Genomic DNA, 23,846 nt, shown 5'->3' with positions numbered 1-23,846 from the left:
TCATTTAACAGAGCTTCTTTTTCTTGGCGTTAAGCCTGCTACTACATTTTCAATCATTTTTTATTTTACATTTTTAGTTTTAGTTGATCATTTTTGATTTTAAATTATTAATCATTTTAAGGAAATACTATGAAAAAATATTATGGAAAATTTGGTGGGCAATTTGTGCCAAATGAAGTAAAAATAGCATTAGATGAAGTAGAAAAAGCTTTTTTAAAACTCAAAAAAGATAAAGATTTTAACACAGAATTAAAAGAACTCTTAGCTAATTATGTGGGAAGACCCACACCTTTATACCATGCTAAAAATTTAAGCAAGCTTTATAATCATGAAATTTATTTAAAAAGAGAAGACTTAACTCACACAGGAGCTCATAAGATCAACAATGCCATAGCTCAAGCCTTAATGGCAAAGAAAATGAATAAGAAAAAAATTATTGCAGAAACCGGAGCAGGACAACACGGACTTGCAACAGCTACTGCAGCAGCACTTTTGGGACTTGAATGTGAGATATTTATGGGAGCTATTGATGTAAAAAGACAAGCCTTAAATGTCTATAAAATGGAGCTTTTAGGAGCAAAAGTTCATGCGGTAGAAAGTGGAAGTAAAACTTTAAGTGATGCGGTAGATGAGGCTTTAAAGTTTTGGGTTAAAAATACCAAAGAAGTATTTTATGTAGTAGGAAGTGCAGTGGGGCCTTATCCTTATCCACAAATTGTTACGCATTTTCAAAGTATTATAGGTAAAGAATGTAAAATGCAACTTAGAAAATTAAATAAAAAAGTTGATTACATCATAGCAGCAGCTGGAGGTGGTAGCAATGCTGCTGGAATTTTTCATGCATTTTTAAAAGATGAAAAAGTTAAACTCATAGGCGTTGAAGCAGCAGGTTTAGGAAAAGATACACCTTATCATGCAGCCACACTTACTAAAGGTAAAGAGGGTATTATCCATGGTATGAAAACTAAAGTTTTACAAGATGATAAAGGCAATATTGCTCATACTTTTAGTATTTCTGCTGGGCTTGATTACCCTGGCATAGGGCCTTTGCACGCATATTTGCAAGAAAGTAAAAGAGCAAGTTATCATGCTATTAGTGATGATGAGTGTATTAATGCTTTAAAATTATTATGTAAAGAAGAAGGTATTATACCCGCTATTGAAAGCTCACATGCATTAGCTTATTTAGAAAAACTTTGTCCGACTTTAAAGAAAAAAAGTGTGATAGTTGTAAATCTTTCAGGAAGAGGAGATAAAGATATGCAAAGTATTTATGAATATAAAAAAGGTGAAATTTATGGTTGAAGAATAACTTCAACCAATTTATTTTTTTATGCTTTTTAGCTCTAAATTTAGATAATACCCTGTATAAGAACCACTTTTTTTATGATTTTTAGCAAGCTCTTCAACGCTACCTTTAGCTATAACCTTACCACCTTTAACTCCACCTTCAGGTCCCATATCGATGATATAATCAGCATTTTTAATCACATCTAAATTATGCTCTATCACAAACACACTATTTCCAAGATCAACTAAATGTTGCAAAACTACAATAAGTTTATTAACATCTTCAAAATGAAGTCCTGTTGTAGGTTCATCTAAAATATAAAGAGTTTTTCCTGTATCGCTTCTGCTTAATTCTTTAGCTAACTTAATACGCTGAGCCTCCCCACCACTTAAAGTAGTTGCATTTTGTCCTAAGGTAAGATAATCAAGCCCAACTTTTACCAAAGTATCAAGCTTTTGTTTTATCTTTGGCACAGAAGTAAAAAACTCACTTGCTTCAATAATACTCATATTTAAAACATCAGCTATGCTTTTACCTTTATATTTAATCTCTAAAGTTGCATCATTATATCTTTTACCATCGCAAACATCACAAGTTACCATCACATCAGGCAAAAAGTGCATTTCTATTTTAATCTCACCATCGCCACTACACTTTTCACATCTTCCACCTTTAACATTAAAAGAAAAACGTCCTGCTTTATAACCTCGCATTTTAGCTTCTTTGGTAGCTGCAAAAAGATTACGAATTTCATCCATAGCACCTGTATAAGTAGCGGGATTTGAACGAGGAGTCCTTCCTATAGGACTTTGATCAAGATAAATTACCTTATCAAGTTTTTCCAAACCTTCTATCTTAGCCCCACTTAGTTTTTTAACTTTTTTAGCACGGTTAAGCTCTTCTTTTGCAAATGGAAGCAAAGTTTGCAAGATTAGCGAGCTTTTACCACTTCCTGAAACACCTGTAATTGCTACTAAATTATGCAATGGAAAATCTACACTTAAATTTTGAATATTATTAATGCTCACATCTTTTAAACTAATAAAATCTTTTTGTTCTCTGTGTTTTTGATGGGCAATTTGCTTTTTACCACTCATATAAAGGGCAGTTTGGCTTTTACTTTTTAATAATTCTTTATAAGTTCCACTAAATACAACTTCACCACCAAATTTACCAGCATTTGGACCAATATCTACGATAAAATCTGCTTCTTCTATTGTCATTTTATCATGCTCAACCACGATTAAAGTATTACCCTTTTGCTGAAGATTTCTTAAAGTTTTAATGAGTTTTGCTGTATCTCGCTCATGCAAACCAATGCTAGGCTCATCTAAAACATACATCACCCCACTTAAACCACTACCAATTTGAGATGCTATACGAATTCTTTGAGCTTCACCTCCACTAATTGTTCTTGCATCACGCCCTAAGGATAAATACCCAAGTCCTACATCATAAAGAAAAAACAATCTTTCATTAATTTCTTTAAAAATAGGCTTAGCTATCAATCTTTCTTGCTCACTCAAATATGCAAAATTAGCTTCTTTTGAAAAAAATGCAGTAGTATTTTCTATGCTCATATCTAAAATTTCACCCAAATTTTTCTCAGCTACTTTTACAGCTAAACTTTCAGCTCTTAAACGATGACCATTGCAATCTTTACAAGTTTTTTCGCTCATATACTCGCTTAAATCTTTTTCATCTTTTAGCATTTCATAAGCATATTTAACTGCACCTTCAAATTTGCGATTTAAGCGATGTCTTTTCCATAAAAAGTTAATTTCCTTGGCATTACCATAAAGTACTAGACGCTTTTCTTCTTCGCTTAGCTCATTATATGGAATTTTTATCCTTATATCATTTTGCTCGCAAAAGGCCATTAAAAACTTATAGTAATAACTTTTATTAAACCCATATAATAGCTTTACAGCTCCTGCTTCTAGGCTTAATTCTTCATTGATAAGCTTTTTCATATCTAGCGTATATCTTATACCAAGACCATCACAACTTGGACAAGCACCTTTTGGAGAATTAAAAGAAAAACTCAAAGGCTCAAGCAAAGGAAAGGAAATTTTACAATCAAAACAAGCATTATGCTCACTATAATGAAAATGTTTTGCTATGTTTAATTCTTCATTATTTAAAACTTCAATTTCCACTTCACCAAAGCTCTCACTAAGACCTTTTTCTATATCGCTTGCAAGTCTTGCCAACATATCATCTTGCATTTGGAGTCTATCTATCACAAGCTTTATTGTATGTTTTTTAGTTTTAGCAAGCTCAATATCCTCATCAAGACGCGTTAAAACCCCATCAATTTGTGCTCTAACATAGCCTTTTGCGACTAAATTTTCCAAAAGATCTGCAAAAGTTCCCTTTTTTTCTTTGATCAAAGGAGCATAAATGATGATTTTTGCCCCTTTTGGAAGCTTTAAGATTTCACCTACGATATCTGCTGCACTCATAGATGAGATTTTTTGGCCACATTGATGACAATGTTGTGAGCCAATCCTTGCATATAAAAGTCTTAAATAATCATAAATTTCAGTAATAGTCCCAACAGTTGATCGAGGATTTTTAGAAGTTGTTTTTTGATCAATAGCAATAGCAGGAGTTAAACCTTCTATTTTATCAACATTTGGCTTACCAACTTTATCTAAAAACTGCCTTGCATAAGCACTTAAACTCTCAATATAGCGGCGTTGTCCTTCTGCATAAAGCGTACCAAAAGCTAAAGTGGATTTACCACTTCCACTAAGTCCTGTAAAAACTATAAGCTTATTTTTAGGAATTTCTAGGTTGATATTTTTAAGATTATTCTCTTTAGCACCAATTATATTAATAGTATCATTCATAACTTTTCCTAAATATTTAAAAATAAATTTATGATTTTAACATAAGAAAAATTAAAATATTTTTCTTTTTTATAAAGGAAAAATTAAAATACATTCTTAAGTTTTATATAAATAAAAATATATATAATGATTATCAAAATTATTTTAAAGGAGAAAAAATGAAATTTTCAAAAATGGTGTTTTTGAGTTTTTTTATAGCAAGTTCTGCTTTAGCTCATCAATTCTTTCCTATGCAAACTAGCAATGGATATGAAGTAGGTTTTTGGGCTGATGATCACTGGGGACAATATCAACCTGATAGGGTTTTTGGTATAAGTGCAAAAGATTCTCAAGGAAAAAATTTAAAAGCTGGCTATGACTACGAAAATAACAAAATATTTATTGAGGGAAAACCTGCTGTTGCAAGTGTTAATTATGATTTTGGATATTACACATTTACAAAAGATGGAAAACATTATGCACAAAAAAGATCTGATATTACAGATATTACTGGTGCAAATGAAGTCACTCAAACAAGAAAAATTTTCAAAATGGGAAAAAGTATTTTTTCTTGGGATGAAGGTTCAAAAAAACCATTAGGATTAAAATTTGAAATAGTTCCTTTACAAAATCCTTTAACACTACATGAAGGAGATAAATTAAAACTCCAAGTTTTACTAGATGGAAAACCCGTAAAAGGAGTTGAATTTGAAGATCAAAATGATGATATCGACAACATAGCAACAAATGAAAAAGGTATAGCAACAATCACACTCACAAAACCAAAAGATGGTTTACAAATAATAGCTGCGAACATCAAATTACCATACAATCTAGACAGATATGGCGATACTCTACAATTGACAGCGACACTAAGTTTTAAATCTAAATAATTTCAAATTCTTAGTCAATAAAATTAATTTTTAATTGACTAAGAAATATGTTACATTTTGTAATATATTAATTTTTTATTTATCCTATATAGCAATAAAATATAATTCTACGATACACTAAATAAATTCACTAAAGCAAAGGAATTAAATGAATATTACTAACAAAATATTATGGTTTTTTGTTGCCATTGTCGGTGCTGTTTGTTTTGGCATATTAGCACTCCAAAATGGCGAAAGTATTTCAGCGATTTATCTTGTTATTGCTGCTTTATGTATTTATATCATAGGGTATAGATTTTATGGTAGATATATTGCCTATAAGGTGCTAGAGCTAGATAAAAACAGAGCAACTCCTGCTGTAGTTAAAAATGACGGATGTGATTTTGTCCCTACAAATAAAATTGTGCTTTTTGGACATCATTTTGCCGCTATCGCAGGAGCTGGTCCTTTGGTAGGTCCTATACTTGCTGCACAAATGGGTTATTTACCCTCTATGCTTTGGATATTAATAGGCGGTGTTTTAGCAGGTGCGGTACATGATTTTGTAGTTTTATTTATATCTACGCGTCGTAATGGAAAATCTTTAGGAGAGATGATAAAAGATGAATTAGGACAATTTATCGGCGCAATAGCAATGATTGCTATATTTGGAATTATGCTTATAATTATTGCGATTTTAGCTATGGTTGTTGTAAAAGCTTTAGCAGAATCTCCATGGGGATTATTTACCATCGCAATGACCATTCCTATTGCTGTTTTTATGGGAATTTATATGAGATTTTTAAGACCTGGTAGGGTTGGTGAAGCTTCTATTATAGGTTTTATATTGCTCATATTAGCCATACATTATGGAAGTGAAATAGCTGCTGATCCTTATTGGGCGAAAATATTTACCTTTGATGCACCAACTTTAGCGCTTATTATGATGGCTTATGGTTTTATAGCTGCAATTTTACCTGTTTGGTTTTTACTTGCTCCAAGAGATTATTTATCAACTTTTTTAAAAATCGGTGTTATTGTGGTTATGGCTTTAGCTATTGTATTTGTAGCACCTGATCTTCAAATGCCAAAAATTAACTCTCAATATTTAGATGGAAGTGGGCCTGTATTTGCTGGAGCAATTTTTCCATTTTTATTTATTACCATTGCATGCGGAGCTATTAGTGGTTTTCATGCATTAATTTCAAGTGGCACAACTCCTAAAATGCTTGAAAATGAAACTCATGCATTAGCTGTTGGATATGGCTCTATGCTTATGGAAAGTGCTGTGGCCATCATGGCTTTAATTTGTGCTTGTATTTTACACCCTGGTCTTTACTTTGCCATCAATGCGCCTGCTGCTACTATAGGTGTAGATGTTGCAAATGCAGCTGCTGCTATTTCTAGCTGGGGTTTTAAAATAACTCCTGAAGAAATCACTACTTTAACTACAAATATAGGCGAACAAAGCATATTATCAAGAACTGGTGGGGCACCAACATTTGCTGTAGGTGTTGCTTTAATTTTACATGAATTATTTGGTGGAGTGAATTTAATGGGCTTTTGGTATCACTTTGCTATTTTATTTGAAGCCTTGTTTATTTTAACTGCAGTTGATGCTGGGACAAGAGCTTGTAGATTTATGGCTCAAGATATATTGGGTAATGTTTATAAACCTTTAGGAAATATCAATAATACCTTAGCAGGAATTTTTGCAACAGCTTTAAGTGTTGGTGGATGGGGGTATTTTCTCTACCAAGGAGCAATAGATCCAAAAGGTGGAATTTACTCATTATGGCCACTTTTTGGAGTGAGTAATCAAATGCTTGCTGGTATGGCATTGCTTTTAGCAAGTGCGATTTTATTTAAAATGGGGAAGGCAAGATATACTTGGATTACTCTCATACCTGCTTGTTTTGTTTTAATCGCAACACTTTATGGAGGTATTCAAAAAATTCTTCCTTACAAAGAAGGAGATCCAATCCATAATGCTATAAGTCATGTTGCTGCTGTACAAATAAATACGCAAAAAATACAAGAATTTAATTTAAAACTTTCTCAAACACAAGATGAAGCAATAATCGAGCAAATCAAAAAAGATATAAAATTAGCATCTCAAGCTAAAAATTCCAATTTAATAAATGCAATTTTATGTGTGTTTTTCATGATTACCACTTTGCTTGTTATACTTTCTTGTTTTGGAATTTTTATCAAAAAATTAAACATTCCTTTAAAAGAAAGCCCTTATATAGCATTAAAAAAGGAAAAAACATGATAAAAAAACTTAAATTATGGTATGAAAAATCCGAAAGGTTTTTTCATCCCTTAGTTGGAGTTGCAAGCTATGATAAATATCTTGAACATATGAGAGAAAAACATCCTAAAGCACCTTGTAAAAGTAGAAAAGAATTTTTCAAAGATTTTCTTGAAAAAAAATACAATAGTGGCTTAGGAAAATGCTGATAAATATTAAAGAGTAAAGTTTTTACTATACAAATGATTTTTGGTGAAAATCACCAAAAATCAAGCATGTTTTTTTGCAAAAGCTTTCATAAATTCACTTAACTTTTGAACCTTTTCAATGCTGATAGAATTATAAATACTAGCACGAATTCCACCTAAAATTTTATGTCCTTTAAGCCCTATCATACCATTTTCTTCAGCTTCTTTTACAAAAACTGGCTCTAAGTTTTTATCATAAGCTATATTAAAACTAACATTCATTAATGATCTATCCTCTTTTTTGGCATGACCTTTATAGAAACCATTACTCTCATCAATCACATCGTATAAAATTTTGGCTTTTTGTATATTTTGCTCATTAATTTTGTCTAATCCACCTTGATTTAAAAGCCATTTCATTTCAAGATTAAACATATATATAGCAAAGGTTGCTGGAGTATTAAATAAAGAATTATTTTCAGCATAAACGCTATATTTTAACATACTAGGTATATTTTTGTTTTTACTACGCTCTATCATATCTTTACGCACAAAAGCACAAGCAAGCCCTGAAATTCCTGCATTTTTTTGCACCCCACCAAAAAGCATAGCAATATTAGAAAAATCTATCTTTTTAGAGAAAAAATCACTAGAAGCATCAATTATCAAAGGACTTTTAGTCTTTGGATAGCTTTTATATTGAGTTCCATAAATAGTATTATTAGAGCATATATAAGCATAATCTGCATTATCGCTAAATTCAAATTGTGGGATATGATCAAACTCACTTTCTTGGCTACTTGCTACTATTTTTGTATTTACTCCTAAAATTTCAGCTTCTTTAATAGCCTTTTTAGTCCAAACTCCCGTATTAGTAAATTCACAAACTCCACCCATATATAAATTCATAGGTATCATAGCAAATTGCAAACTAGCCCCGCCTTGCATTAAAAGCACTTCATAATCATCATTTACACCATAAAGTTCTTTTGCCATTTTGATAGCTTCAAAATGCACTTCTTCAAAAACCTTTCCACGATGAGAAACTTCCATAATAGAAAAGCCTTTACCATGATAATCAAACAAATGTTCCCTAGCTTCTTTTAAAACCTCATCAGGCAGGTTTGAAGGACCTGCACTAAAATTCATCACTCTCATTTTATCTCCTTTTTATAGTATTTGAGCTTCTTTACTCTCATTTATTGAGCAAAGCTTTATAATATCTCCTTTTTTTAGCTTTTCAAGAGAGATATTTTTGCCATCTTTTTGTAAATTTATCAAATTTTTACTTTTATCAAAGAAATTTTTATGCTGAGTTAAAAGTTCCTCAAAATTATCAAGCTTATTTTCATAATTTAATAATTTTAAATTTAAAACACTCTTTAGTTGGCTTTGTAAAAAATCAAGCTTTTGTTTTCTAAGAAAAAAAGCATTTTCTAAAGACTTAGCTTTGGCTAAATTTTGCAAGTGATCGATTTTGTTTTGATAAAACTTAAGATGATTTAACATTTGGTTTTTAAAACGCATAACAAGCTCATCAAGTCCTTGTTCTAAGCTTAGTTTATTTGGAAAAATCATATCAATAGCTGCACTTGGAGTTGGTGCTCTTAAATCTGCTACAAAATCACTAATAACATAATCAATCTCATGTCCAATAGCAGAAACAATAGGCGTTTTTAAAGAAAAAATACATCTTGCAAGTTCTTCATCGTTAAAACAAAACAAATCTTCTCTGCTTCCACCACCTCTTGCTAAAATAATCGCATCTAAATTATACTCATTGGCTTTTTTTAAAGCATTTATTAAAGAATTTGGGGCACTTTGTCCTTGGGTAAGGGCATTAAAAATAGTTATTTTGCAAAGATTGTATTCTTTTTGTGAAATTAGCTTTAACATATCTTGCAAAGCAGCTGAAGTAAAAGAAGTAATTATGCCTATTTTTTTAGGAAATTTAATAATACTTTTTTTAACATTTGTATCAAACAAACCTTCTTTTTCAAGCTTTTCTTTTAGAGCTAAAAATTTAGCTTCTAAATCTCCAAGACTTGTTTTTTGCATACTTTTGGCGATAAATTGATACCTGCCACTTGCTTCATATAAACTCACATAACCTCTAAGTTCAAGCATATCGCCAACTTTAGGTTTAGCTTGGACAAATTGATTAAAACCTTTAAACATCACACAAGCTATACTTGATTTTTCATCTTTTAAGTCAAAATACCAATGTCCTGAACTATGAATGGTAATTTTAGAAATTTCTCCACTAAGCTCTATATCATCAAGATGAAATTCTAATAAACTTTTAGCTTTTAAATTAAGTTCTGAAACTTTCATTTTTTTCTTGCAATAAACATAGAACAAACACCAAAACTAAAGCTTTTATACTCTAGCATTTCAAAATACTCACTCAATTCTTTAATAAATTCTTCTTTGCTTAAAAAATCTTCTATCGAATTTGGTAAATACTCATAAGCACTATAATTTTTACTGATAAATCCACCCACTTTTGGTAAAATATTTTTTAAGTAAAAATCTCTACAAGCAGCTATAAAACCACCCTGCTCTCTTTTAGTAAATTCAAGCACAAGTAAAATCCCATCCTTTTTCAACACTCTTGCAAATTCTTTTATAGCTTCTTTCCTATCTACCACATTGCGTATGCCATAACTTATACTTATGATATTTGCACTTTCACTTTCAAGTGGAAGTTCTTGTGCTTTTGCTTGCACAAAAGTCGCATCAGGAATTTTTTTCTTAGCCACTTCAAGCATACCCGCACTTGGATCAACTCCTTTTATACTAATGATATTTTTATTTGCCCTTAAGGCTTGATTTTGCCATTCTATAATCATATCGCCTGTACCACAAGCCACATCGATAATATCAAGTTCATTGTTAGAAAATTTAAAAACATCTAAACAAGCTTTTTTTCTCCAACTCACATCACTTCCAAAACTTAAAATTCTATTAGCCTTATCATAAGTTGGTGCTATATCATCAAACATTTTGACTATTTTTTCTTGTTTTTGCATGTTTTTCCTAACTATATATTTTTAATTTTTTAATGCTTTTTTCAATTTGTTTTATTGTATTTTCATCATATGAAATTTGTTCTAAATGATTATGTTCAAAATAATTTTTTAGTTTTTCAATACTTTTTTCTTCAAACATAGTTGCAAAATAGCATAATAAAAATTTTATTCTTTCTAATTCTTCTTCATGATTTGTTTGAGATTTTACAATTTTTTTCTTTAAAAAAACTAATTCTTTTCTTAGTTTAAAAGCCACTAAAGACTTTAAAATTTGATTTTTCTCTCCTTGATAAAAACTACAATCATTCTTTAAAATAAAATCCATATCAAGAAAAATATCATTGATTTTTTCATCACTTAAAATAAAAATATATTTTTCTAATTCAAATTTACAAATTTTATCATTACAAATTTGTTTTTCCAAATTCAAAATATAATCTTGAAGTTTATTTTGAATACTCTTTTCAAAAAGAGTGCTAAAAAGCTCAAAGAAAATGCATATTTGCCTAAGACTTACAAAAAATTGCTCAAAACTTTCAAAATTTAATTTTTGTAAAAAATTCAATCTGTCATTTTTTAATCTTTTTAAAAGTACAAAAAGTAAGATTTTACCCGCTTCAAAACTTTGAATTTGATTTGGAAAATGTAAGCTAATATCTTCTTGCTTATCTAAAATTTTAATACATCTAGCACTATCAAAAATTTTAGAAAAATCTCCATATAATGCTAAATTTTTGCTGTAGAAATTTTCATCATCTGAAATCTCTTTATAGCTTTTAAAAAAGTGAGGTAAATTAAATTGCTTTGCTTTTTCAAAAGTAGGAAAAACAACTTTCAAAATGACCAAATCTTGTAGATTATTTTTAAACTTATAAAGTAAAAATCGAGCACTATTAATCTCAAAACTAATTCTAGTTTTCTTAATAACACTTCCTATAAGTTTTTTACTTTGCTGTTTAAATTCTTTTTTAGAAAGTTTATGATTTTTTTTATCTAAAATATCATGCAGTTTATAAAGTGAAAATCGATAATAATTTTTATTAAATTTTTTATATTTAACATCACAAAAAGGACTTATACGCGTAAAGAAAACGCGTATTTTATCCTTAGAATATATAATTTTTTCTTCTTTTAAAATTTTTATAAAGTCATCATTTTTGAGCAAAAAGCGTCTTTGGACTTCACAAACCATTTTATTTTTTACAAGCTTTACAACCATTCACATAAGCAAATACGCCAAGATAATCAATGATATTGCCAATTTTTTTCTCAAGATCTTCTTGGTATTTATTTATCCCACTATCTTCATAACATACATCTTCTATATGATTGCATTTGCTACAAATTACATGTATATGAGGATATTCATAAATATCATAACAAGTTTTTTGATTTGGAGTGTTGATTTCTACAACCAAACCTTGTTCTTTTAAAGTATTTAAATTTTTATACACTGTAGCTAAAGAGATAGAAGGATATTCTTCCTTAATGCTTTCGTATAAAGATTCTATATTAGGATGTTCATGGCGTTTTAAAATTTTTAAAATACAAAGTCTTTGAGGAGTAGCTTTTAAATCACAATTTTTAAGCAATTGAATAAGTTCCATTATTAATTCTCCGATATTTTTTATATAGTATAACGCTTTTTTTATAAAAAAATGATTATATTAAAGGATATTTTTTATCTTTTAATAAATTTTAATCTTTTTACACAAAGATTCAACATCAATTTCTAGAAATTTTTCTACTTCATTTGTTTTACCATGAGTTATAAATTGATCTTCAAATTCAAAACTTACTAGTTTTATATGATAAAGGTTTTCTTTTTGCAAGAAAGTTGTAATCAAACTTCCCACTCCACCTATCTTAGCACTATCTGAAAAAACAAACCAAGTTTTTGTATCTTTTGCCAATTCTTTTAAAAGCTCTTCATCTAAAGGTTTTGCAAAAATCAAATCTATTAAGCTTGCATAATCTAAACCAAGTTTATCTAAAGCTAGTTTTGCCTTAGCCACACCCTGACCAAAACCTAAAAATACTTTATCGCTTTGCACTTTAGATAAAATTTGAGCTTTTGCAAGTTTTATCTCACATGGATTAAAATTTTCATCTAATAAAAAATTACCTCTAGGATAACGAAAAGCAAAAACACCTTGATGAAAATAAGCATACTCCATAATTCTTTCCATCATAGCCTCATCTCTTGGAGCCGCTAAAGTAATATTTGGTATAGCACTTAAAAAACTAACATCAAAAGCACCTTGATGAGTTTCCCCATCTTCTCCTACTATGCCAGCTCTATCCATAGCAATAACTACATTTAAATTCATAATAGCACAATCATGGATAACTTGATCATAAGCTCTTTGCATGAAAGTGCTATAAATTGCTATAAAAGGCTTAAAACCTTCTTTAGCCATAGCTGCCATAGAAGTAACTGCATGTTGTTCTGCAATTGCTACATCCCAAAAACGCTCAGGATATTTTTCCATTAGCTTATCTATTCCAGTTCCACTTGGCATAGCAGCAGTTACACCTACTATATTTTCATATTTTTGAGCTAAATTTAAAAGTGTATTTGAAAAAATTTCTGTCGCACTTTTTTTGTTCATATTAGCCTTTAAACTCTCTCCGCTACTTCTATCAAAAGCACCTACTCCATGCCATTTAGCATTTTTACCTTCAGCTAATGTATAACCTTTGCCTTTGATAGTTTGCGCATGCACTACACAAGGTTTATTCATAGCTTTAGCTTGATTTAGCGCATTTATAACTTCATTTAAATTATGTCCATCAATAGGCCCTATATATTCAAGTCCTAATTCTTCAAATAAGAGTCCAGGTGTAATAAGTCTTAAACCCTCTTCGAAACGCTTTGCCATATAAGATGCGCCTTGAGGAAAATACTCTAAAAGATTTTCTATGCGTTTTTTAAACTTTTGATAAAACTGCGTTGCCATTGCTTGAGAAAGGTATTTTGAAATAGCTCCAATTGGCCTTGAAATACTCATTTCATTATCATTTAAAATAATCACACAAGGATATTCTCTATCACCAAGCTCGTTTAAAGCTTCATAAGCCATACCTGCACTTAACGCTCCATCACCTATTAATACAACAGGTAAGCGATCTTCTTTTTTTAATCTTATAGCCTTACAAGCTCCAACTGCCAAAGATATAGAAGTGCTTGAATGTCCTGCTACAAAATAATCCCCCTCATCAGGCTTTGTATATCCACTCAAGCCATTAAATTGTCTTAAAGTATGAAAATTATCTATCTTACCACTTAAAAGCTTATGTGGATAAGATTGGTGTGAAACATCAAAAATAAAAGGATCTTTTCGCACATCAAAAACATAATGCATTCCTATACTAAGCTCAACTACACCTAAATTTGAGCTTAAATGTCCACCATTTTTACTCACTGTATCTATGATAACTTCACGCAAATTACTAGCTAAATTTTCCAGTTCTTTAATTTGCATATTTTTAATATTTAAGTTATTTAAATCTATCATTCATTAACCATGTTTTTGATTTTTTGCAAACGATTGTTAAGGTTTGACTCTATATTACCCGCATCACTTAATATTAAAATACTTCCCTTATTAATCGCATCATCAAGACTAAATTTAATATTGCTTTGTTCTTGCAAGTGTGTTTTTACATATTCAAAATCATCAGGACTTAACTTTAATTCTATCTTGGTAGCATTTTTAAGTTCACTCATAAGTTCTTTTGCTAAATTTAATGCTATAAGTGATGAATTTTCTTCGAGCTCTTTTGCAATCACTTCTTTTGCAATAATTACAGCTGTATCGGCTAATTCTTTTTCATTTTTAGATAAAAACTCATTTAAATTTCGCACTGTATTTTCAAGCTTTTCTACGCTTTTTAAGTATTTTTCCTTCAAGGCTTCTAATTCGCTTTCAAAATTCTTTTGTGCTTGTTCATAACCTTCTTTAGTAAATTTTTCCTTTGCATGTTCTAATTCTGTATTTAAACGATTGTTAAATTCAGCCTCTTGGCTTTCTATCTGCATTTGCAACTTAATGATATTTCCTGACATTTCATCAGTTTTTTTAAGTAAATCTTCTACAAAATCAGGTTGAATTTGTGGTTGTGGGGTTTGTGGAGTAGCTTCTATTGTTTGATTTTCTACTGCTTGTTGTGTGTTTTGGACAGGAGAGACTTGATTTATAGTTTGAATTTCTTCTTGTTTTTGTTCTTCACTAGAGGGCATTTCACTCATAACTTTAAAATGATAACCCTCAACTACATGAGCAGAAATATTTTCAGGTGAAATTACATTGGTTAATTTTGCCATAATCTTACTCTATCATCTCATCAGCCTCACCCACTTGGATAAGACCTTGTTCTGCAAGTTTTTGCACCACTTCTACAACTTTTCTTTGTGCTTCTTCTACATCTTTAACACGCACAGCACCCAAAAAGCCCATTTCTTCTACAAAAGCTTCAGCAGCGCGCGTAGACATATTGGACATAAATTTTTGTTTTAAATCCTCGCTTGCACCCTTTAAACCTATCATCAAATCACGCTTGTCAGCAGCTTTTAAAACTTCTCTAATCGCATTAGTACTAAGTTGAGAAATATCATCAAAGGTAAACATTAAATCTTTAATAGTTGTAGCAAGTTTTTCATCACTTTGCTCAATATAAGAAAGTGTTGTTTTAGAGGCTTTTTGACCCAAGCGATTAAGCACTTCAGCAACTGCTCTTGGACCACCCACTTCAACTTTATAAGAAGTAAGACTTTCAAGCTTACTTTCAAGCACAGCAGATACTCTTTTGATAATTGAAGGAGATATATCTCCAAGATTTGCCATTCTTATTACAACTTCAGCTCTTAATTCATCGCTAAAATATTCCAAAGTTTCAGCAGCTTGAGTAGTATCCATATGAGCTAAAATCAAAGCTATAGTTTGCGGGTGTTCTTTAATAATAAAGTCTGCAAGTTGTTGTGGTTTAATTTGTGAAAGATAAGCAAAATTTTGATTATTTTCCATACTTTTGGTAAGTTTTTCCAAAATTTTATTGGCAATTTCAGGACCAAAAGTTCTAAATAAAATTTCTTTTGCATATTCCAAACCACCACTTTTTAAGTATTGATTTGATTGTAATAAAGTATAAAATTCCTCAAGTACAGCAGTAGCAACTGGCTTATCAACATTTTTTGCTAAAGCAATATAGCGAGAAATTTCAGTGATGACATTAATATCCATATGAGAAAATAAAACTGTCGTTACATCTTCTCCAAGTTGGATTAAAAATATAGCAACCTTTTCTGGCATAGAAAGGTCATCATAGACCATTTTTTGTTCTTCGCTAAGCTTTATCATTAGATATCCTTCTCACCAAATTCAGCTTCATTTTCAACAAGTTTTTGCAACAATAATGCCACTTCTTCGCCTTTTTCATTAGCTACTGCTCTTAATTTTTCAAGTAAAACATCATATTGTAATGCATCCTCATCAAAACTATCTCCAAAACCAAGCTGTTCTTCAACTTTTCTACGAGCAGCATTGAATTTTTCAATAGCATCTTCAGCCTCATCAATAATCTGCCCATCCTTACCTTCCATCTCTTCTTCAAGTCTAATATCTGCAAGCATTTTTTGAGAAAATGGCACAATAACTTTTTTGTAAAAGATAAAAAGCAAAATCGCCGCAAATACATACTTAACAGGTGGAATAAAAGGCTCAACAAATCTTGAATAAAAAGTTTGAACCTTATTTTCAACTTTAGCTGTTCTATGAAATTCCAAATTATTTACTTCAACCGCATCACCTCTAGCAAGATTAAATCCTATGGCACCTTTAGTAAGATTTTCAATCGCTTTAATTTCTTTATCACTCAAAGGAATATATTCATTAGTAATATTTCCCTGATCATCAGTAATTACTTTATACTTTCCATCTACCACAACAGCTGCAGAAATTCTTTTAATGGTTGCAAATTGCTTAGTGGTGTTGGTAATTTTTTTAGAAATTTCATTATTAGTTGTAGTTTGATTTTTAGTATAAACCTCGCGCGCACCTTTATCATCCAAACCTTCCACAGGACCGATGTTTGAAACAGCACCTGGTACACCTTGAATTTCTTTATCTTTATAGCCTTCTCTATGCTCTTCCAAGGTTTGCTCACTACGCACAACGGTATTTGGATCATATACTTCACTTTGTGATTCTTCTTTAGAAAAATCATAATCAATACTAACCTTTGCTACTACCCTATCATAGCCACCTGCAAATGGAGCAATAGAAGCAACAATTTTTTGCTCTAATTCATATTCTTGATCTCTTTTATATTTAATTTGAGCAGCAATTAAATCACTTTCAAAAGCACCCTCATCATCTAAAGGAATACCTTTTTGATCCATGATTTTTACATTTTCTGGAGTAAGTTTTGTTACTGAAGAAGCGATTAGGTTTTTAATCCCCATAATTTGCTTTTTGTTAAGCTTTAAACCTTCTTTTATAATCAAAGCTACTGAAGCAGTTGGTGGAACTTGTTGTTGGGTAAAAAGTGTATCTTTAGCAAAAGCAATATGAACCGTAGCACTATGAATAGGCTCTAAACTTTCAATCGTTCTAGCAAGCTCACCTTCTAATGCTCTTTGGTATTTTACCTTTTGCTCAGCTTCTGTGGCTCCAAATTCTTGTTTATCAAAAAGCTCAAAGCCTACTTTATTATCTTTTGGCAATAATCCTGCAGAAGCAATAGCTAAACGCTGTTTATATACTTGTTCATTAGGAACTAAAATCGTTCCTTCATTACGCAAAATATAAGGAACTCCACTTTTTTCAAGTTGAGTTACTATCATCGCCGAATCACTAGTATTAGCATTTTCAAATAATACTGAATATCCAGCTTCGCTAGCTACTGTAGAGCCACTTCTAAAAAGGGTTAAAAATACTAAAAATCCAACTACAACAACAATAGAAGCAGCAATAATAATACGCTGTCTTAAACTTAAATTTTGATAAAGCTGACCTACTTGGTGCAGTATAGTTTTATAATCCATTTATTTCCTACAAACTAAAAATTTTTAGAAAACTCTTCAAAAAACCTTGAATTTTCATACTCTGTACCTATACTTATACGCACAGCATTTAAACCATAACTTTGTAAATTTCTTATTATTATACCGTTTTTAAGCAGTTTTTCAGATAAATCTGTGCTATTTTTTTCATCAAAAAAATAGGTAATAAAATTTGTATAGCTTGGAATGTATCGAATTTTATAATTTTTAGCAAAATCTTCATAAAGTTTCATTTGTGAAAAATTATTTTCTAAGGTTTTTTGCACAAACTCATCATCATCTAATGCAGCAACAGCAGCTTTTAAACTCAAATTAGTCACATTAAAAGGTGCTCGTAATTTATAAAATGCATTGATAATTTCCTTGCAAGCTATACCATAACCCACTCTCATACCGCCCAAACCATAAAGCTTAGAAAAGGTTCCTAGATATACTGCATTTTGAAATTTATGGATTAATTCTTTAGGATTAATATGTTTTTTGCTATCTTTAAATGAAGCAAATTCATTATAAGCTCCATCAATGGCTACCAAACAATCCTCATCAATTTTCTCTAAAAACTCAAAAACCTCACTTGCGTCTAAACACTCGCCCAAAGGATTATTTGGCAAGCATAAAAAGATTACTTTAATTTCATTTTTATGCTTTTGATATAACTCATATAACTCATTTAAATCATGGGTTAAGCTTGGAGTTTTATAAATCTTAACTCCTAGTTGTTTTGCATAAATTTCATACATAGCAAAACTAACCCCGCATTGCAAATAAGCCTTAGAATGATCAAGTTTTGCATGTACTATATATTCTATGATTTGATCACTCCCACTACCTATGATGAGATTTTCTTTTAAAATATCATATTTTTGTGCTAGAGCTTGTTTTAATTCACTCATAGTATCATCAGGATATAAATGAGCTAAATGTGCATTATTTATGATGGCTTCTTTAGCTTTTTTACTTGTGCCATAAGGATTTTCATTACTTGCTAGTTTAATAACTTCTTTTAAACCATATTCTTTAGCAATTAAATCCATATCCTTGCCACTTTCATAAGTTTTAATAGCCTCTAAAAAAGGATTAAATTTCATTGCTTTCTCCTGATAAATATGATCCAAGCCATTTTATATGCTCAGCTTTTTTTAATACTCTTTGGACATTTTCATCATCAATATGTCCTTCAAAATCTATATAAAAACTATGCACAAATTCTCTTGTTTTTATAGGGCGCGATTCAAGTTTTGTTAAATTTATCCCCTCTTTTTTAAACTCATATAACAAATCGCTAAGCCCACCTGGTTTGTGTGCAGCAAGTGCTAAGATAGAAGTTTTACAATGAGGCATTTGAGGTATTTTTATATCACTTAAAATCAAAAACCTAGTGCGATTTGCCAAATTATCCTCAATCGTTTCAAATAATATAGGTACATTATAAAGTTTTGCTGCAATTTTAGAGCAAATCGCAGCTGAAGTAACATCTTGCGAAGCTAAATAAGCCGCATGAGCTGTGGATTTGCTTGCTACAAATTCTACTTCACTTAAATCATGACTTTCTAAAAAATTTCTACATTGATTATAACCTTGTGGATGAGAATATATGCGTTTAATATCTTTTAAATTTTCACTCATACTTACAAAAGAATGATGAATGTCCATATAAATTTCAGCAAAAATCTTTACATCCTCATATTTTCCAAGACAATCAAGCGTCACACCCACTGCACCTGCTGTATTATTTTCTATAGGTACTACTCCATATTTTGCTTCTTTGTGAGCTAATTCTTTAAAAACATCTTCTATATTTGCAAGTGGAGTATAACGACTCATAGCACCGAAACGCGTTCTTGCTACTTGATGCGTATAACTTCCTTCAGGCCCTAAATAAGCTATGCTTTGAGGCATTTCTAAATTTCTTGATACAGCAAAAATTTCTTGATAAATTGCTTCGATTGCATTTTGATCTAATAAACCATGATTATAATTTTTAAGTCTATTTATAATAGCTCTTTCACGCTCAGGTCTATAAATACTCCCACCTAAATTTTGTTTAATAACTCCTATATCTTTAACATGAAGCATTCTTTCATTAAGCAAAGCCAAAATTTTATCATCGATAGTATCGATTTTATTGCGTAATTTTTCTATATCTTTCATTTAAACCTCGATATGTAGTAATCCTTAATACTATCATATACAAAATTAAGTTTAGTTGTATCAAGACCTTGAGTGTTAGAAATTTTACCACTTAAAACTAAGCCTGTTTGCATACCAAGCTCATAAGCACCAAGCAAATCGCCTTTAAAATCATCACTAATAATCAAAATCTTTTTAAAACTCACATTACAATCTTGCTGTTTTAATAATTTTAAAGCACTTTCATAAAAAGCCTTACTAGGTTTTCCTATCACTTTATAATCAAACTCGCATGCATTTTTAAGCATAGACATGATGCTTCCAACGCCTGGATAAAGCCTTGAGTTTTTCTTATAAATACTACCCTCATGCATTGCTATAGCTTGCACGCCATCTTTAATATACTCTATCATATTAGCAAAATCTTGAAATTTAAAATTATCATAACTTGCTAGCAAAAATGCTTTTGGATTTTTATAATCAAGCTCATAACCTAACTCTTGAAGTGAATCTAAAAATTCTTTTGCCCCAAAAGCTGCTATTTTACAAGGTTTTAAATAATCTTTTAAAACACAAAAAGGATCAATATAAACCTTTTCATTAATTTCAAAACCCAAATTTTGCAAATAATTTAAAAAATCTAATCTTTTGGTGTTATTAGTAATAATCACATAAGGAATTTTTTCTTTATTTAAAGATTTAATGAGTTCTAAAGCACCATTTATAGGACTTTTATCATGATCTGAAATCAAAGTTCCTTGCACATCTAAAAACAACATTTTAATCCTTTAAAAAATCAAGCTCTAAAGCAATTTGATCCTCATAACTTTCTCTTTTTCTAATCATTCTTACTATGCCATTTTCACAAGCTAGCTCACATACTCTATTGCGAGTATTGTAATTACTACTCATACTAAAACCATATGCACCTGCGCTTTTAACTATGATCAAATCTCCTGCTTTTGTTTTAGCTAGTTTTCTATCTTTAGCTAAAAAATCTCCACTCTCACAAACCCCACCAACAATATCACAAAGGCTTTCTTCTTTATTTTCACTCAAAAGCTTGATTTCATGATAAGCACTATATAAACTTGGACGCAATAAATCATTCATCGCCCCATCAATAATCACAAAACGCTTTTTATCATTAAATTTTTCATATAAAACTTTAGTAACAAACTCGCCTGCATTTGCTACCAAAAACCTGCCAGGTTCCATACCTATACACACATCAAGACCTTGCAAACTTGCTAAAATTCCTTGAGCATAATCATATAAATTTGGCTCTTGTTCATCTTTATAACAAACTCCTAAACCCCCGCCTATATCAAAGAATTTAATATTAATTTTCAAAGCTAAAAGTTCTTTTACTAATTTTGCAACAATCGCTGAGGCCTCATGGATACTGCTTATATCAAGAATTTGTGAACCTATGTGAAAATGCACTCCAACTGGCTCTAAAAATTGTGAGTTTTTAGCATAAAGATACATTTTTTTAGCACTTTCTATATCTACACCAAATTTATTTTCATGCAAACCTGTAGAAATATAAGGATGTGTTTTAGCATCTACATTTGGATTTACCCTTATGCTTATACGAGCTATCTTTTGACCTTCTTTAGCAATTTGCTCCAAAAGAAGCATTTCTTCATAACTTTCTAAATTTACATAAAGTATGTTTTGCTCTAAAGCATATTTTAATTCATCAGCACTTTTTCCAACCCCGCTAAAAATAATTTTATAATTTTTAGCCCCTGCTTTTAAAGCTCTATAAATCTCACCTGCACTAACACAATCAAACCCACTATCCAAAGAAGCTAAAAGCTTTAAAACGCTTAAATTAGAATTTGCTTTGACTGCATAAAAAATTTGTGATTTTCTTGCCTTAAAAGCATCTTTTAACATTGTAAAACGCTCTTTAATTTTATCAAAATCATAAATATAAAATGGTGTGTTGTATTCTTTTGCTAGTTTTAAATAATCCATAAAAACCTCACTTGTAGTTATTTGTGTTTAAAATAATAAAAACTTCCTATACTTATTAAAATAAATACTGGTAGCATTATACCAAGCTCTGGAAGTAAAATTTCATTTTCACTCAGTCTTGTTAATAAAAACAACAAACCCCAAACTAAAAGTATGCACACAAAAAACACAAAAGCTAAAAGTGCGAGATTAAAAAATCTTGCTGTTAAAGGAAAATAATAATACACAATAAGCATTAAAAATGGCGCAAAAAATGGTGTAAGAACTAAAGAATATAAACTTGTTCTAAGTGTATTAGTAGAAATATTTTGTTTTGCAAAAATTGCCATACTTTCTAGCGCGTCTAAAATAGAATAAGAAGGATTGCTCTCTACTAAAGAAATTCTTTCTAAGATTTTTGGAGAAAAGTCTTCTAAGCCTTTGATATTTTTAAATTCTTCTACGCTTAAACCCTCTTTTGAAACAATCAAATTTTGTGGTACATTAGTAGCTTTAGCGTCATTTAAGTTCCAAGAATCTCCATCAAATTTAGCAGTTTTTGCATGGATTGTGCTTTGAATATCTAAATTTTTTACACCAAAGATTTTTACATTATATAAGGTTTGAGAACTTGTTTTTTGTATATAAATAAATTTATCATTATATTTAATCAAAACTTCCCCACCCTCTCTATCTACAACGCCACGCTTGAGAATATTACTTTTATATTCATCTGCATAAGCAAAGGCACTAAAATTAAGTCCTACATAAACACAACAAAAAAACATAGCCCATAAAAAAGGATAAAAAATCACTTGATTTTTACTTAAACCCAAAGCATATAAGCTAACAAATTCATTTGAGCGTATCATATTAAAAATACATAAAACCAAAGCAAGGACTATAGCTAAAGGTAGTATATAAGAAGCTGCTGAACATGTTAAGAAAAATATATACAAAAGCTCTAAATTTGCACTTTTTGGCAGTCTATTGAAATTGAGTAAAAAATCAATCGCTACGAAGAAAAAAGTCAAAGAAAAAAATAAAATAAAAAATGATTTTAAATACAAAGATGAAATATAGCGAAAAAATATACTCATCGTTTAACTTTTTAAAGAATATTTTGAAGCGATTTTTTCTATATCAGAATTTAAAAGCTCAAGTAAGGCTTTTTTACTATGTTCTAAAACCTTAGTTAAGCTTTTTTGTTCTTCTTGTTTAAATTTTCCCAAAACATGAGAAATTACATCTTGTCCTTTTCCTACTCCTATGCGTACCCTCTCATAAGCATTGCCACAAAGATTATCTATACTTTTAAGCCCATTATGTCCACCGCTTGATCCACCCATTTTAAATTTCAATGCACCCAAATTTAAATCTATATCATCATGGATTACAATGATTCTATCACATTTATAATATTCACTAACAGCTTTTACACTTTCTCCTGATAAATTCATATAAGTGGAAGGTTTTAAAAAAAAAGTAGAAGAGCCTTTAAAAAGCTCTCCTTTAAATTTGGCATTTGAAAGCTTTGTTGTTTGCAAATCTTTCAAAATTAAGTCAATTAGCATAAACCCTACATTGTGACGGGTTTGGGCGTATTGTTCTCCTATATTACCAAGTCCTACGACTAAGGTCATTTTATCTTGCTTTTTCTACGCCAACTACAGCTACTCTATCAGCATCAACCATAGTTACACCCTCGGGCACAACTACATCGCGGATTAAAAGTGCATCACCAACATCAAGTTTAGTTACATCTAATTCAAAATAATTTGGTAAGTTTTCAGCTGCACATTTTACTTTCAATCTTCTTTTTGATTGGATTAAAACACCTTTATTTTTAAGACCCATAGCTGTTCCTACAATCTTTACAGGAACCATATATTTAGAAATAACACCTTTTTGTGCTACTTTTAAATCTACGTGTTTTAATTCTGCAGTTACAGGATCTTTTTGATAATCAACTACCACAACATTTAATACTTTATCTGCTACTTTTACATCAAAAGCTAAAGTAGTTTTTTTGCGTACTTCTTTAATAAATTCATTTACTTTAAAAGCAGCATTGATGTTTTCTAATCCTTTTCCGTAGATGTTTGCGATTAGATAACCATCTCTTTTTAAAGCTTTAGCAGCTTTTCTACCGATACTCTCTCTAACGATACCTTCTAACATCTGTTTCCTTTCTAAAAAAATAAACGCTAATTATAG

General features: G+C 30.4%; 21 protein-coding genes. 4 read left to right on the top strand and 17 right to left on the bottom strand.

Going from position 1 to position 23,846, the window contains the following annotated elements; all coding sequences use genetic code 11:
• Positions 1 to 129 precede the first annotated feature (129 nt).
• Positions 130 to 1,305: a tryptophan synthase subunit beta gene (gene trpB / locus L8W40_RS02665; protein WP_263664599.1), complete on the top strand. Its 1,176-nt coding sequence runs from the start codon at positions 130 to 132 to the stop codon at positions 1,303 to 1,305.
• Positions 1,306 to 1,323: 18 nt separating this feature from the next.
• On the opposite strand, the gene uvrA is transcribed toward trpB, so the two are convergent.
• Entirely contained in the window at positions 1,324 to 4,146 is a 2,823-nt protein-coding gene (uvrA, locus tag L8W40_RS02660) for an excinuclease ABC subunit UvrA (protein ID WP_263664598.1), read from the bottom strand.
• 158 nt (positions 4,147 to 4,304) lie between these two features.
• Between uvrA and L8W40_RS02655 the strand changes: the two genes are divergently transcribed.
• The 3 genes from L8W40_RS02655 (at position 4,305) to kcuS (ending at position 7,460) form a co-directional block, all read left to right on the top strand.
• Complete coding sequence (locus L8W40_RS02655; protein ID WP_220566597.1) at positions 4,305 to 5,018, top strand: DUF4198 domain-containing protein; 714 nt, start codon at positions 4,305 to 4,307, stop codon at positions 5,016 to 5,018.
• A gap of 148 nt (positions 5,019 to 5,166) precedes the next feature.
• Positions 5,167 to 7,272, top strand: coding sequence for a carbon starvation CstA family protein (locus L8W40_RS02650; RefSeq protein WP_133319556.1), 2,106 nt, complete (start codon positions 5,167 to 5,169; stop codon positions 7,270 to 7,272).
• Positions 7,269 to 7,460, top strand: coding sequence for a KCU-star family selenoprotein (gene kcuS / locus L8W40_RS02645; RefSeq protein WP_133319555.1), 192 nt, complete (start codon positions 7,269 to 7,271; stop codon positions 7,458 to 7,460). The genes L8W40_RS02650 and kcuS overlap by 4 nt, the downstream gene beginning before the upstream one ends.
• 60 nt (positions 7,461 to 7,520) lie before the next feature.
• Here the strand turns inward: kcuS and serC are convergent, their stop codons facing one another.
• The 16 genes from serC to L8W40_RS02565 all read right to left on the bottom strand — a co-directional run bounded on the left by serC (position 7,521) and on the right by L8W40_RS02565 (position 23,810).
• Entirely contained in the window at positions 7,521 to 8,597 is a 1,077-nt protein-coding gene (gene serC / locus L8W40_RS02640) for a phosphoserine transaminase (protein WP_263664597.1), read from the bottom strand.
• A 12-nt stretch (positions 8,598 to 8,609) separates the two neighbouring features.
• Positions 8,610 to 9,773 (bottom strand): exodeoxyribonuclease VII large subunit, encoded by a 1,164-nt coding sequence (gene xseA / locus L8W40_RS02635; RefSeq protein WP_263664596.1) that lies wholly within the window; start codon positions 9,771 to 9,773, stop codon positions 8,610 to 8,612.
• Positions 9,770 to 10,471, bottom strand: a complete 702-nt coding sequence (gene ubiE, locus L8W40_RS02630; protein ID WP_263664595.1) for a bifunctional demethylmenaquinone methyltransferase/2-methoxy-6-polyprenyl-1,4-benzoquinol methylase UbiE — start codon at positions 10,469 to 10,471, stop codon at positions 9,770 to 9,772. The genes xseA and ubiE overlap by 4 nt, the downstream gene beginning before the upstream one ends.
• A 7-nt stretch (positions 10,472 to 10,478) precedes the next feature.
• Complete coding sequence (locus L8W40_RS02625) at positions 10,479 to 11,663, bottom strand: hypothetical protein (RefSeq protein ID WP_263664594.1); 1,185 nt, start codon at positions 11,661 to 11,663, stop codon at positions 10,479 to 10,481.
• 1 nt (position 11,664) lies between these two features.
• Positions 11,665 to 12,078, bottom strand: a complete 414-nt coding sequence (gene perR / locus L8W40_RS02620; protein WP_133319550.1) for a peroxide-responsive transcriptional repressor PerR — start codon at positions 12,076 to 12,078, stop codon at positions 11,665 to 11,667.
• Between the two features lie 81 nt (positions 12,079 to 12,159).
• A complete protein-coding gene (gene dxs / locus L8W40_RS02615; RefSeq protein ID WP_263664593.1) occupies positions 12,160 to 13,989 on the bottom strand; it encodes a 1-deoxy-D-xylulose-5-phosphate synthase in 1,830 nt (609 codons plus the stop codon).
• Positions 13,986 to 14,798, bottom strand: coding sequence for a flagellar assembly protein FliH (fliH, locus tag L8W40_RS02610; RefSeq protein ID WP_263664592.1), 813 nt, complete (start codon positions 14,796 to 14,798; stop codon positions 13,986 to 13,988). The genes dxs and fliH overlap by 4 nt, the downstream gene beginning before the upstream one ends.
• Before the next feature lie 4 nt (positions 14,799 to 14,802).
• Positions 14,803 to 15,831, bottom strand: a complete 1,029-nt coding sequence (fliG, locus tag L8W40_RS02605) for a flagellar motor switch protein FliG (RefSeq protein ID WP_039619192.1) — start codon at positions 15,829 to 15,831, stop codon at positions 14,803 to 14,805.
• A complete protein-coding gene (fliF, locus tag L8W40_RS02600) occupies positions 15,831 to 17,516 on the bottom strand; it encodes a flagellar basal-body MS-ring/collar protein FliF (protein WP_263664591.1) in 1,686 nt (561 codons plus the stop codon). The genes fliG and fliF overlap by 1 nt, the downstream gene beginning before the upstream one ends.
• Positions 17,517 to 17,530: 14 nt before the next feature.
• Positions 17,531 to 18,622 carry a histidinol-phosphate transaminase gene (hisC, locus tag L8W40_RS02595; RefSeq protein WP_263664590.1) on the bottom strand — a complete coding sequence of 364 codons (1,092 nt, stop codon included), beginning with the start codon at positions 18,620 to 18,622 and terminating at the stop codon, positions 17,531 to 17,533.
• Entirely contained in the window at positions 18,612 to 19,685 is a 1,074-nt protein-coding gene (gene pheA, locus L8W40_RS02590; RefSeq protein ID WP_263659771.1) for a prephenate dehydratase, read from the bottom strand. Before pheA ends, hisC begins: the two co-directional genes overlap by 11 nt.
• The gene (locus L8W40_RS02585; protein WP_263664589.1) at positions 19,682 to 20,443 is read right to left on the bottom strand and encodes an HAD-IIA family hydrolase; all 762 of its coding nucleotides are present in this window, start codon (positions 20,441 to 20,443) and stop codon (positions 19,682 to 19,684) included. The genes pheA and L8W40_RS02585 overlap by 4 nt, the downstream gene beginning before the upstream one ends.
• A gap of 1 nt (position 20,444) precedes the next feature.
• Positions 20,445 to 21,650 carry a diaminopimelate decarboxylase gene (lysA, locus tag L8W40_RS02580; RefSeq protein ID WP_263664588.1) on the bottom strand — a complete coding sequence of 402 codons (1,206 nt, stop codon included), beginning with the start codon at positions 21,648 to 21,650 and terminating at the stop codon, positions 20,445 to 20,447.
• A 17-nt stretch (positions 21,651 to 21,667) separates the two neighbouring features.
• A complete protein-coding gene (locus L8W40_RS02575) occupies positions 21,668 to 22,729 on the bottom strand; it encodes an LptF/LptG family permease (RefSeq protein WP_263664587.1) in 1,062 nt (353 codons plus the stop codon).
• A 3-nt stretch (positions 22,730 to 22,732) separates the two neighbouring features.
• Entirely contained in the window at positions 22,733 to 23,272 is a 540-nt protein-coding gene (gene pth / locus L8W40_RS02570; RefSeq protein WP_263664586.1) for an aminoacyl-tRNA hydrolase, read from the bottom strand.
• A gap of 1 nt (position 23,273) precedes the next feature.
• A complete protein-coding gene (locus L8W40_RS02565) occupies positions 23,274 to 23,810 on the bottom strand; it encodes a 50S ribosomal protein L25/general stress protein Ctc (RefSeq protein ID WP_133319540.1) in 537 nt (178 codons plus the stop codon).
• Positions 23,811 to 23,846: the final 36 nt, after the last annotated feature.

This window comes from Campylobacter sp. IFREMER_LSEM_CL1846 (genome assembly GCF_025772105.1).
In the GTDB taxonomy this organism is placed as follows: Bacteria; Campylobacterota; Campylobacteria; order Campylobacterales; family Campylobacteraceae; genus Campylobacter_D; species Campylobacter_D lari_D.
The sequence above is the reverse complement of the archived record's forward strand: the minus strand, read 5'-3'. Positions and strand labels throughout refer to the sequence as shown.

Excerpts from the sequence above, each read along its gene's own strand:
- trpB (WP_263664599.1), top strand. The coding sequence starts at position 130 with ATGAAAAAATATTATGGAAAATTTGGTGGGCAATTTGTGCCAAATGAA.
- uvrA (WP_263664598.1), bottom strand. The coding sequence starts at position 4,146 with ATGAATGATACTATTAATATAATTGGTGCTAAAGAGAATAATCTTAAA.
- L8W40_RS02655 (WP_220566597.1), top strand. The coding sequence starts at position 4,305 with ATGAAATTTTCAAAAATGGTGTTTTTGAGTTTTTTTATAGCAAGTTCT.
- L8W40_RS02650 (WP_133319556.1), top strand. The coding sequence starts at position 5,167 with ATGAATATTACTAACAAAATATTATGGTTTTTTGTTGCCATTGTCGGT.
- kcuS (WP_133319555.1), top strand. The coding sequence starts at position 7,269 with ATGATAAAAAAACTTAAATTATGGTATGAAAAATCCGAAAGGTTTTTT.
- serC (WP_263664597.1), bottom strand. The coding sequence starts at position 8,597 with ATGAGAGTGATGAATTTTAGTGCAGGTCCTTCAAACCTGCCTGATGAG.
- xseA (WP_263664596.1), bottom strand. The coding sequence starts at position 9,773 with ATGAAAGTTTCAGAACTTAATTTAAAAGCTAAAAGTTTATTAGAATTT.
- ubiE (WP_263664595.1), bottom strand. The coding sequence starts at position 10,471 with ATGCAAAAACAAGAAAAAATAGTCAAAATGTTTGATGATATAGCACCA.
- L8W40_RS02625 (WP_263664594.1), bottom strand. The coding sequence starts at position 11,663 with ATGGTTTGTGAAGTCCAAAGACGCTTTTTGCTCAAAAATGATGACTTT.
- perR (WP_133319550.1), bottom strand. The coding sequence starts at position 12,078 with ATGGAACTTATTCAATTGCTTAAAAATTGTGATTTAAAAGCTACTCCT.
- dxs (WP_263664593.1), bottom strand. The coding sequence starts at position 13,989 with ATGATAGATTTAAATAACTTAAATATTAAAAATATGCAAATTAAAGAA.
- fliH (WP_263664592.1), bottom strand. The coding sequence starts at position 14,798 with ATGGCAAAATTAACCAATGTAATTTCACCTGAAAATATTTCTGCTCAT.
- fliG (WP_039619192.1), bottom strand. The coding sequence starts at position 15,831 with ATGATAAAGCTTAGCGAAGAACAAAAAATGGTCTATGATGACCTTTCT.
- fliF (WP_263664591.1), bottom strand. The coding sequence starts at position 17,516 with ATGGATTATAAAACTATACTGCACCAAGTAGGTCAGCTTTATCAAAAT.
- hisC (WP_263664590.1), bottom strand. The coding sequence starts at position 18,622 with ATGAAATTTAATCCTTTTTTAGAGGCTATTAAAACTTATGAAAGTGGC.
- pheA (WP_263659771.1), bottom strand. The coding sequence starts at position 19,685 with ATGAAAGATATAGAAAAATTACGCAATAAAATCGATACTATCGATGAT.
- L8W40_RS02585 (WP_263664589.1), bottom strand. The coding sequence starts at position 20,443 with ATGTTGTTTTTAGATGTGCAAGGAACTTTGATTTCAGATCATGATAAA.
- lysA (WP_263664588.1), bottom strand. The coding sequence starts at position 21,650 with ATGGATTATTTAAAACTAGCAAAAGAATACAACACACCATTTTATATT.
- L8W40_RS02575 (WP_263664587.1), bottom strand. The coding sequence starts at position 22,729 with ATGAGTATATTTTTTCGCTATATTTCATCTTTGTATTTAAAATCATTT.
- pth (WP_263664586.1), bottom strand. The coding sequence starts at position 23,272 with ATGACCTTAGTCGTAGGACTTGGTAATATAGGAGAACAATACGCCCAA.
- L8W40_RS02565 (WP_133319540.1), bottom strand. The coding sequence starts at position 23,810 with ATGTTAGAAGGTATCGTTAGAGAGAGTATCGGTAGAAAAGCTGCTAAA.